Annotated in this window: 10 protein-coding genes, 1 tRNA gene and 1 pseudogene; 5 read left to right on the top strand and 7 right to left on the bottom strand. The window is 65.8% G+C overall.

All coding sequences use genetic code 11. From position 1 onward, the window contains the following. Position 1 precedes the first annotated feature (1 nt). The 4 genes and pseudogenes from ACZ5GT_RS01370 to dcd all read right to left on the bottom strand — a co-directional run bounded on the left by ACZ5GT_RS01370 (position 2) and on the right by dcd (position 2,704). Positions 2-1,057 carry a caspase family protein gene (locus tag ACZ5GT_RS01370; RefSeq protein WP_469012460.1) on the bottom strand — a complete coding sequence of 352 codons (1,056 nt, stop codon included), beginning with the start codon at positions 1,055-1,057 and terminating at the stop codon, positions 2-4. Positions 1,058-1,098: 41 nt separating this feature from the next. Further along, positions 1,099-1,425, bottom strand: a complete 327-nt coding sequence (locus tag ACZ5GT_RS01365; protein WP_469012455.1) for an effector-associated constant component EACC1 — start codon at positions 1,423-1,425, stop codon at positions 1,099-1,101. A 512-nt stretch (positions 1,426-1,937) separates the two neighbouring features. Further along, positions 1,938-2,132, bottom strand: a pseudogene (locus tag ACZ5GT_RS01360) (phosphoribosyltransferase); the annotation flags it as partial. Then, the gene (gene dcd, locus ACZ5GT_RS01355) at positions 2,129-2,704 is read right to left on the bottom strand and encodes a dCTP deaminase (protein ID WP_469012324.1); all 576 of its coding nucleotides are present in this window, start codon (positions 2,702-2,704) and stop codon (positions 2,129-2,131) included. The gene dcd and the pseudogene ACZ5GT_RS01360, both read right to left, overlap by 4 nt. A gap of 519 nt (positions 2,705-3,223) precedes the next feature. On the opposite strand from dcd, the gene ACZ5GT_RS01350 reads away from it, so the two are divergent. Beyond that, positions 3,224-3,297, top strand: a tRNA-Gly gene (locus ACZ5GT_RS01350). 186 nt (positions 3,298-3,483) lie between these two features. Here the strand turns inward: ACZ5GT_RS01350 and ACZ5GT_RS01345 are convergent. Further along, on the bottom strand, positions 3,484-3,921 hold the full coding sequence (locus ACZ5GT_RS01345; protein ID WP_469012321.1) for an ATP-binding protein: 438 nt from the start codon (positions 3,919-3,921) through the stop codon (positions 3,484-3,486). A gap of 320 nt (positions 3,922-4,241) precedes the next feature. Between ACZ5GT_RS01345 and ACZ5GT_RS01340 the strand changes: the two genes are divergently transcribed. Further along, entirely contained in the window at positions 4,242-5,039 is a 798-nt protein-coding gene (locus tag ACZ5GT_RS01340; RefSeq protein WP_469012317.1) for a GntR family transcriptional regulator, read from the top strand. Positions 5,040-5,228: 189 nt separating this feature from the next. On the opposite strand, the gene ACZ5GT_RS01335 is transcribed toward ACZ5GT_RS01340, so the two are convergent. Beyond that, on the bottom strand, positions 5,229-5,639 hold the full coding sequence (locus tag ACZ5GT_RS01335; protein ID WP_469012314.1) for a PIN domain-containing protein: 411 nt from the start codon (positions 5,637-5,639) through the stop codon (positions 5,229-5,231). Continuing rightward, complete coding sequence (locus tag ACZ5GT_RS01330) at positions 5,636-5,857, bottom strand: type II toxin-antitoxin system VapB family antitoxin (RefSeq protein ID WP_180989643.1); 222 nt, start codon at positions 5,855-5,857, stop codon at positions 5,636-5,638. Before ACZ5GT_RS01330 ends, ACZ5GT_RS01335 begins: the two co-directional genes overlap by 4 nt. A 642-nt stretch (positions 5,858-6,499) precedes the next feature. On the opposite strand from ACZ5GT_RS01330, the gene ACZ5GT_RS01325 reads away from it, so the two are divergent. From ACZ5GT_RS01325 to ACZ5GT_RS01315, 3 genes are read left to right on the top strand one after another with little or no spacing between them, the layout of a single operon-like run. Further along, on the top strand, positions 6,500-6,823 hold the full coding sequence (locus tag ACZ5GT_RS01325) for a circadian clock KaiB family protein (RefSeq protein WP_469012310.1): 324 nt from the start codon (positions 6,500-6,502) through the stop codon (positions 6,821-6,823). Beyond that, positions 6,820-8,346 carry a circadian clock protein KaiC gene (kaiC, locus tag ACZ5GT_RS01320; RefSeq protein WP_469012307.1) on the top strand — a complete coding sequence of 509 codons (1,527 nt, stop codon included), beginning with the start codon at positions 6,820-6,822 and terminating at the stop codon, positions 8,344-8,346. The genes ACZ5GT_RS01325 and kaiC overlap by 4 nt, the downstream gene beginning before the upstream one ends. Beyond that, positions 8,339-9,445: a PP2C family protein-serine/threonine phosphatase gene (locus ACZ5GT_RS01315; RefSeq protein WP_469012304.1), complete on the top strand. Its 1,107-nt coding sequence runs from the start codon at positions 8,339-8,341 to the stop codon at positions 9,443-9,445. Before kaiC ends, ACZ5GT_RS01315 begins: the two co-directional genes overlap by 8 nt. Positions 9,446-9,532: the final 87 nt, after the last annotated feature.

Raw genomic sequence — 9,532 nt, 5'->3', positions numbered from 1 at the left:
GTCAAGCGCCCGGCCGCTGAGCCACCGGGGGCACGGTCTCGGACGCGGTCGAGCTGGGCTGAACCGCCGCTGCCGTCGGCCACCCCCCAGGGCGGCGCGCCGTAGGAGTGGTCCCTTCCGGGGCCGCAGTTGACACAACAGCGTCGGCAGGCGGCCAAGCGCCCGGCCGCTGAGCCACCGGGGGCACGGTCTCGGACGCGGTCGAGCTGGGCTGAACCGCCGCTGCCGTCGGCCACCCCCCAGGGCGGCGATCCAACGCTTTTGTCGATTCGCTAGCCACTATTTGAATGGCTTGATCACTAGTGAGCGATCGAAAGGACTGCTCTTCTGTAAAATGAGATGCATCAAACGAGCCGACCCATTGCCTGTTCCTGGCAAGCGTCAGACCGCCAGGAGAATTACGTACCCTCCTATGAGGGAGCGGGCGTGCTTTAGCGCGTAGCGAACTGCACAGGTGGGTAAATATGGTATCGAGGTCCATAAATTTCTTAGCGGCATCCGGCACCCCATCTCGCAATAGGCGCACCAGTTCACCTGTAAATGCCGTGAAGCCGCTACCATCCTCCGACATTGCCGCTTGAGTTTCCCCTGAGGCGGCAATTAGATAAGTTCCTTCAATTATCGCATCTTCAGCTACGAAATCAGCAGGCCCCGCCATGACCCCGAGGGCGCTAGCGGCGTAACAGCAGTCCAGGATGACGATTCGACGATTCGCTGTTGATTCAATCAAAGCTTCTCGAATGTCATTATAATCCGTCGAAGTGTGCGGAGCCCCCGCCCTGGAAGTGGAGCGACTAAGACGAAACTCGCCCCTATTGGCCCCTCTGAGCCCGTGGCCAGCGTAGTACACCAGCAGCGTGTCGGTAGCCTCTTCTACACCATGGAGAATCGGATCTACCAATTCCTCCGGAGTCTTTGGGTTGTGGATCGTCACACAGTGCTGCGACGGGAGACTCCAAGAGTGCGAGCTTGTAAGGATTTCCCTCAAAGCCTCGATGTTGTTTCTCACCGCCGGGAGTTTGTGCAAACTGGTGTACTCGCTCACACCAATTAGCACAGCGCGAGTCCCGAGGGGGTCAGGGAGAGTCACGGAGGCCGCTACTCCTCGGCGAGTGCCCGAATGATGCGCTCGACCGTGTCGTTATCACTGCCCTCGACTGTGACGATTTTCCCTCGGTGTTCAATAGTTACTCGAGGGGATCTAGCCCGCGTCTTCCTCCATGCTGCATAAGTCAGAGAGAAAGTTGCGATCTGCCAAAAATTATCCGTTATCAACTGGAGTGTTTCGAGGGCTCCGGCCCCCATTTCTCCAGCGTCAGGCTCGGCGGTTACCCATGAGATCTTGGCATGGTTTCGAACCTCAGGAGTTTCCAAAAGCCATGACCGGAATGAACGCAGTTCCTGATCAGCGCCCGGGCCATCCATGCTGATTCTCATCATGGGCGTCCGTCCCCTCCATCCCCTGTGCCGGTTACGTCACAACGCACAGTTTAGATGAGGATCCGTCACCACAAGTTGGGTTGCTGCGCGTTGGAGCTATTGCCATGTCTGGAAGCAGCAGCCGAGCACGACTGCAAGCCGAGGGGAGGGCTCACCACGGCGGGCCCAGCCACCCTGCTGATCCACGCGGCGAGCGACACAGCTCCCCTATGAGACCGGGTGGTGTCGTCACTGGCCGACCAGCGGTGTCAACACGCACGCGGCTCCCACCGCTGAGCTCATGCTTATAGATCACCAAACGACGTGGCCAGACATGACACGACCGCACCAGGACGCCCCGGGGTCCGAGCGGGCACTGAATGGTCAGCACCAGCTCAGCACACCGACCATGATCAGCGACGATCAACGCAAACGAGCAGCAAGATCAAAATAGCCCTAAGGTCAGCGCCAGCTGCTCGTTTGCCAAGGTTAGACGCTGACTGCTAAGCAGCTAGCCCGAAGTACTCGACGTTGACGAGATGCAGGTTCTTGCAGTCGAGGGCGTAGGCGAGCCCGCCGGCCACGAACACCCCGCCGCAGGCGATGCTGAGCACGACGTCGGGCTCGTAACCGTCGTCGGCGACGGCCTGCGCGAGCTCGCGCACCGCGACGCCGAACCGCTCGTAACTCAGGTTCTCCCGCTCGGCGCTCACACCTGCGTCCGGTGGAAGTTGAGGTAGGAACGCGATGCGGTGGGCCCGCGCTGGCCCTGGTACCGGGAGCCGTAGCGCTCGCTGCCGTAGGGGAACTCGGCCGGCGAGCTGAGCCGGAACATGCACAGCTGCCCGATCTTCATGCCGGGCCACAGCTTGATGGGCAGAGTGGCGAGGTTGGACAGTTCCAGCGTGACGTGCCCGGAGAACCCGGGGTCGATGAACCCGGCGGTGGAGTGCGTCACCAGTCCGAGCCGCCCGAGCGAGCTCTTGCCCTCGAGCCGCGACGCGAGATCGTCGGGCAGGGTGATGACCTCGTACGTCGAGGCGAGCACGAACTCCCCGGGATGCAGGATGAAGGGCTCGTCGCCCTCCGGCTCCACCAGCCGCGTCAGGTCGGCCTGCTCGACGGAGGGGTCGATGTGCGGGTACCGGTGGTTCTCGAACACCCGGAAGTAGCGGTCCAGCCGCACGTCGATGCTCGACGGCTGCACCATGGATTCGTCGTAGGGATCGATCACCACGCGCCCGGCGGCGATCTCGGCCCGGATGTCCTTGTCTGAGAGAAGCACGCCCCGAGGATACGCAAGGCGCGCGGACCGGCCACAACCGGACGACCCACGCGCCTGCGTCACTGCCCTACCGCTGCCGCTACCGCTTCCCGATGCTGACCGGCACCGCGCTGCGCAGCCTGGCACACCGCGGACACCTCACGAGCCGGCCGGGGCCGAGCCGTCCGGCCTGCTGCATCGGGAACGAAGTGGTACTGAACACGTGCCCATCGGCACAACGGACGACGGTGTGCTCCATCAAGTCCTGAAGTCCCTTCCCCAAGAGCCGCGTCGGCTGCTGCCGCCTGACGCCAAATGCCACATTACGGGATCAAAGGAACGGCTCACCAGGCGGCACTCCGGCCCCACCCGGCCCCTCTCCCACCCCACCACCGTACGCCCCAACTCCCGCCCCGCGCAGCCCAGTCCCTCCCGCCTCCACCCCCGAAACGCACCCAGGCCCCCGGCTTCAACACCGGGGGCCTGCGATGGGGTAAAGTGACCGTGCGTTCCGACACCGGTCACCGACCGGCGTCTTTCGCGGGTGTAGTTTAATGGTAGAACATCAGCTTCCCAAGCTGAGAGCGCGAGTTCGATTCTCGTCACCCGCTCCACGAAGAAGGCCCAGGTCAAAGACCCGGGCCTTTCTGCTGTCCGCAGCGATCACCCGCCACGCGCCAGAACCGCGCCGGAAGGCTTGCCGCCCATCTCCCGGATCGTGACGGTCAAGCACGCGCGACGGCGACGCCGGCCCGCGGACACACAGCGACCTTCCCGCGCCGTAGGCCATCCAAGCCCTCTCAGGCCGACCATGCATCAGCCATCACGAAGGAGACGACCGTCCCCCCGAAACGACTTGGGCCGGAGTGCCAGGATGCGGCGAGGGAGTCGACCAGGAGCAGTCCGCGTCCGTGCGCTTCGTCGGCCTCCGGTCGGCGGAGGCACACACTCGCCGGGCATCCCGGGTTGTGCACCTCCACGCGCAGCGAGGTCCCTTCCCGGAACCACTCGACCCGTACGACCCACGTCTCGTCCGACCGCCCGTAGAGAATCGCATTGGTGACCAGTTCCGAGAGCATCAGCACGCAGTCGTCGACCGAGCACAGCGGTTGACAGGGGGCGATGAACCTCCGAAACCAGCGCCGGGCCCGGGGGACGGACTCCAAGGTCGGCTGCAGGGACATCATCCCGATCCGCGGTGACTCCTCACAGGCGTACCGATCGATCACGAAGGTCATCCGCGCTCACTCCCTGCCGCCGTCGCGATCACGGCAGCGCTGGTTCCGGCCGTCGAAGCGCCTCGATCGGCGCCACGGAATCGGAGGACGGCACCGCCGTCCCGGACATCGAGAAGGGGCCGATGCCGAACAACGGCACACGGACACCCCGCATCCACAGAGACCGAAGCGCGATCTCTCTAGACATCTACAGATTTCCCTACGTCTCTAGAGATGTCAATCAGGGCATCGGTGAACGGCAAGTGCGAGCGGTTACGCATAGCGAGCGAGCCCCCCGACCTATGGCCTACGGTGTCTAGAGAAGCGAGGAGGGCTCTGGAATGGCGACTACCGACGACGACCGTCGGCCCAAGTACCAGCGGATCGCGGACTCCCTGCGCGAGGCGATCCAGTCGGGCGACTACGGTCCCGGTGATCGGCTTCCGGGGGAGAACGACCTCATGACCACGTACGGCGTGGCCCGTATGACAGCCCGCCAGGCCCTGAGCGTCCTGCGGGACGAAGGCGTCGCCGAAGCCCGCAAGGGCGCCGGCGTGTTCGTCCGGGCCTTCCGCCCGATCCGACGCCGAGGCATTGAGCGACTGGCCCGCGACCGGTGGGGCAATGGCCGGTCCATCTGGTCGGCAGACGTCGAAAACCGGGCACTTGAGGTCGACCGGATCACCGTGTCCGAGGAGACAGCGCCCGACCGCATCAACGCGGGCCTGAACCTGGCCGACGACGGGACGACATGTGTGAGGCGTCGGCGCTTCGTCCTGGACGGCAAGCCGGTCCTGCTCGCGACGAGCTATCTCCCCATGTCCCTGGTCGCCGGATCTGCGATCGCCCAGGAGGACGCCGGGCCGGGCGGAACCTACGCCAGGCTCGCCGAACTCGGCTACGAGCCGGTGCACTTCCGCGAAGAGATCCGCTCACGCATGCCGTCGAAGGACGAGGCGGCGCAGCTGGACATGTCCGCAGGCACTCCGGTCATCCTCATCTGCCGCACCGCCTTCACGGACAACGGCCACCCCGTCGAGGTCAACGAGATGACACTGGACGCCGCCTCCTACGTCCTGGAGTACGACTTCGACGCAAGCCCGAGAACCACCCCGACCAACGTGTCGGATCCCAGCTGATGCCTGACGTTTTGGTCCCCGTCACCGGCCGGAAGCGAGGCCGGTCCAGCCACACGTCCACCCCGGGCGGCCAGCTGTCTCAGATCCGCCACCGACAAGTGCGACCGAACGCTCACACGTCAAGTGACGCTTCAGGCCCCGTGGCCGACCTTCGCACGTTCCCGTCCACAACCTGTGGGGGAAAGCGCCTCAGGTGATGTCGTGGACATTGTGCTCGAGCAGATCGGTTGCGTGCCGGGCGATGGCCCGGTAGTCGGCATCGTCGTGGAGGACAGCCAGGCCGTGGTGGGCGGCGGTGGCGGCGATGACGAGGTCCGCCGCCGAGGCGCTGCGATGCTCCCCGGCCTGGGCCATACGGTGTTGCACCGCGCTGATCCAACGCCCCGCGTTCTTCGGTACCGACACGTCGGGATAGAGGTCGGTGAACATCTCCGCGATCTCGTCGTACTCACGGCCGTTCCGGGCGCTGTACAGGAACTCGGTTCGCTGCACGTAGCAGGATGCGATGGCACCGGCGTCGATCGCGTCGTACCAGGCCGACTGCAGTTTTGGTTCGCGGAGCAGCCGGACCAGGCCGGAGGTGTCGAGCAAGTAGATCACCGGCTGTGCTTCTCCGCCCGGTGCAGGCGCTCGGCGTCCTCGACGGCACCCCACTCACGCGCACGCTCGAAGTGACGGCTGATGCGCGCCGCACGCTCCTGCTGTTCGGCGTAGAAGTGCAAAGCCAGGTTGACCGCCTCCTTCTTGGTCCTGACCTTGGCCAGAGCCATGGCACGCTCCAGGGCGTCATCATCGATGTCGATCTGGGTCACGGACATGCGAGCACCTCCTACGCAATGTTGGTGATGTACATAGAAGCGTATGTCACCAACATTGACGACGCCACATCCGAACGTCAGATGTGCAAGCGCAACGGAAACTCCAGATCAGTCCGGCAGGCCATGCCCGCCGGTCGGCGCGAAGCGCCGCGCGCCGTATAGCTCGACAGATGGTGGACCCCACGCCCAGAGCGCGCCCACAGGAACGGACAACCACGGTCAACAGCGGTGCGAACAAGCCCGCGCAGCGGTGCCGACACGACGAATCCGCGCAGGTCAGCGGCCATTCGCCCACCCAAGCGCCATCGCTTCCCAAGCTGAGAGCGCGAGTTCGATTCTCGTCACCCGCTCCACGAAGAAGGCCCAGGTCAAAGACCCGGGCCTTTCTGCTGCGTGCTGCGATCACTCACCGCATGCCAGATCCGTGCCAGAAGGCTTGCCGCCCGCCTTCTCCCCCGCGACAGCCCGAGCCTTCCACACGGTCACGTCGAGGACGGCAGCCACCCCACGCCGAAGTGCCGGCCTCATCGTCGACGACCGTTCCGCCCACACCAGCGCGGGCGACCTGGTCGGGCTAGCATATAAGTCATACTTTGTCCGTTTGGTGTGGGGTGGTGGTGACGAGCAAGGGGCCGACGACGGATGGATCGCAGGGAGGTCGCCACGAGTTACTCCTTCAGGCTCTTTGTGGCCGGACACTCGGAGCGGTCGTCTACCGCGGAGGCGAACTTGCGCGCGTTGTGCGAATCCCATGTGCCGGGTAATTTCGACATCGAGGTCGTCGACACCGCTGAGCAGCCGGCTCTCGCGGAGGAGCAGCGCATCCTGGCCACCCCCATCGCGATCAGGCTCGCCCCGCTGCCGCAACTGCGAGCGATCGGTGATCTGTCCGATCAGCGCCGCACGGCCTACGCGCTGGGGCTCCCGGCGCCGTCCGGTCCTGCCCGACAGGGGGACACGGAATGAATGGCATCGATGCGATCGAACGGCTCCCCACCGGCATCAGGGGCTTCGACCCAGTCGCTCTCGGGGGGCTTCCCAAAGGACGTGCGACTCTCGTCACCGGGACCACCGGCAGCGGCAAAACCTTGTTCGCGGTGGAGTTCCTTGCCCGCGGCATCCTCCATCGGGGGGAGCCGGGAGTGTTCGTCACCTTCGAGGAAACGGCGGAGGACATCCGGCGCAATTTCGCCGCGCTGGGCTTCCCGATCAGGCAGTGGGAGGACGACGGGAAGTGGATGTTCGTCGATGCCTCGGCCGCCATCGCCCTGGAGGCACCCGTCATCGGCACCTACGACTTCGGCGCTTTGGAGGCGCGGATCGGGCATGCGGCCGACCGGATCGGCGCCGCCCGGATTTCGGTCGACGCGCTCGACGCACTCTTCACCCGCTTCGCCGACCCCGCGATCGTCCGTCACGAGATCGCGCGGATGATCTACGTCCTGGAAATGACCGGGGCCACCTCGATCATCACCGCGGAGCGCTCCGGTGAGCACGACGGCGCGTCCAGGTACGGGGTCGAGGAGTTCGTAGCCGACAACGTGATCACCCTGCGTAACGTGCTGGCGGACGAGCGCCGGCGCCGGACCGTCGAAATCGTCAAGTTCCGCGGCGCTCCCCACCGCACAGGGGAGTGGCTCTTCGCCATCGATCCGGCGGACGGGCTCGTGGTGATTCCGCTCGCGTTCCTCGCCCTGCCCTTGACGAGCACCTCCCGGGTGCGCGTGTCGTCGGGCCTCAGCCAACTGGACGAGATGTGTGGGGGCGGGTTCTACAAGGACGCGATCATCGTGGTGACCGGCCCGAGCGGCGTAGGCAAGACGCTGTTGTGTCTGAAGTTCATCGACGCAGCGGTGTCAGCGGGCGAGCGCTGCCTTGTCTGCTCCTTCGAGGACTCTCGCGAGCAGATCAAACGCAACGCGGCAGGGTGGGGGATGGACATCGACGCCATGGAGGCGCCCGGCCTGCTCCGTATCATCGCCGACTACCCGGAGACGGCATCGCTGGAGGACCACTTCATCCGGATCAGGCGGGCCATCGAGGAGCACGAGCCCGACCGTCTGGTCGTCGACACGATATCCGCGCTGGAGCGCATCGCCTCCTCCCGTGCGTTGCTCGACTTCATCCTCGCCCTCAGTGCGCTCGCGCGTCAGCGCGGGATCACCACGCTGTTCACCTCAGCGCCATCGAGCCGGCCCGCCCGCCAGTTCACGCCACCCATCGCGGAGGAGATCGCCAGCCTCACCGACGTCACGATCACGTTGCGTTACTTCGAGCGCCCAGGCGAGGTTCACCGTGCCATTGTGGTCACGCAGACCCGCGGCTCCGCCCATGACCCCGGCATTCGCCTGGTGACGATCGACTCCGGCGGCATGCACATCGGCCGGCGGCTCAGCGCCCGCATCGGAATCCTCACGCCGGACCAAGCCCTCGATGTGGGCATGACGGGAACGGTCGAGGCAGAAAGCCACCGGCAAAGTGATGAATGAGGCTGCCGCCGACCGGGAGGGCAAAGAGATGGAGGGGTCGGGCTCCGCCGACGTGGAGTTCGCCGCCGAGGTCAGCCGCCTGATCGTGCAGGAGTCGGCTGACGGGGTCATCGCCGTGGACGAGCAGGGGATCGTCCGGCTGTGCAATCCGGCCGCGGCAGTGCTCTTCGGCCGCCCCGCCCGGGAGTTGCTCGGCGCCCCGTTCGGTTTCCCGATCGTGACGGGCCGGTCGACAGAGGTGGAACTGATGCTGCCGGGCGGCGGCATCAGGGTTGTCGAGATACGAACAGTCACCACCGCTCTGCACGGTGAACCCTTGCATGTCATCTCCCTGCGGGACGTGACGCGCCGGCGAGACATCGAACAGGGCGCTGAGCGCTTCCAGCGGCTGCTGCAGCCGGAGCTGCCGGACCTGGCCCCGCTCGAAGCAGCCGCCGTCTACCGGCCCGCAGCCGTCGGCGTCGGATACCTCGGCGGGGACTGGTACGACGCCATCCCGCTTCCCGACGGCGCTGTCGGCGCTGTGATCGGCGATGTCGCGGGGCACGACCTGCACGCTGCGGCCGCGATGGCCCAGATCCGCAACATGCTGCGCGCTCTGCTGTTCGACCACCGCGCCGCGCCCGGCGCCGTCCTCGCCGCGCTGGACCGCACCCTCCACGCGATCACGAAGCATCCGGTCACCACCGCGTGCGTGGCCCGCATCGAGCCTTGTGACAGTGGCTGGAAGCTGAACTGGAGCAGCGCGGGCCATCCCCCGCCCCTGCTGCTCACTGCCTCCGGTAGGGCCGAGTACCTGCACATCGAGCCGGGTGTGCCGCTCGGCGTGGATCTCGACCAGACCCGCTTCGACGACACCCGTCTCCTTCCCGCAGGCGCCACGGTGATCTTTTTCACCGATGGGCTGGTCGAACACCACCGCCACCCCATCGACGCCGGACTCACCGCACTCGCCGACCTCGCCACCGCCCACGCCGGCTTGCGGTTGGACGACTTCGTACAGACCCTGGCCGACCAGCACCCCGGCGAAGGCCAGGACGACATCACCATCCTGGCCCTGCGCATGCCCGTCCAGCCCTGCGCCGGAAGCGCTCCGTAGCCGCCGCCACCGGGCAGGGTTCAACGGCGACCAACGCTGACAGGCGACGACCAGGCCCGAAACCAGAATCGTCGCTGGGCGGGGCCG

Source organism: Streptomyces sp. NPDC031340 (assembly GCF_055569945.1).
Note: the sequence above shows the minus strand (reverse complement) of the source record. Positions and strands in the feature narration are given on the sequence as shown.

Bases quoted from the DNA above. Each gene is read 5' to 3' on its own strand.
- ACZ5GT_RS01365 (WP_469012455.1), bottom strand. From the start codon at position 1,425: ATGGATGGCCCGGGCGCTGATCAGGAACTGCGTTCATTCCGGTCATGG.
- ACZ5GT_RS01345 (WP_469012321.1), bottom strand. From the start codon at position 3,921: ATGACCTTCGTGATCGATCGGTACGCCTGTGAGGAGTCACCGCGGATC.
- ACZ5GT_RS01340 (WP_469012317.1), top strand. From the start codon at position 4,242: ATGGCGACTACCGACGACGACCGTCGGCCCAAGTACCAGCGGATCGCG.
- ACZ5GT_RS01330 (WP_180989643.1), bottom strand. From the start codon at position 5,857: ATGTCCGTGACCCAGATCGACATCGATGATGACGCCCTGGAGCGTGCC.
- ACZ5GT_RS01325 (WP_469012310.1), top strand. From the start codon at position 6,500: ATGGATCGCAGGGAGGTCGCCACGAGTTACTCCTTCAGGCTCTTTGTG.
- kaiC (WP_469012307.1), top strand. From the start codon at position 6,820: ATGAATGGCATCGATGCGATCGAACGGCTCCCCACCGGCATCAGGGGC.
- ACZ5GT_RS01315 (WP_469012304.1), top strand. From the start codon at position 8,339: ATGAATGAGGCTGCCGCCGACCGGGAGGGCAAAGAGATGGAGGGGTCG.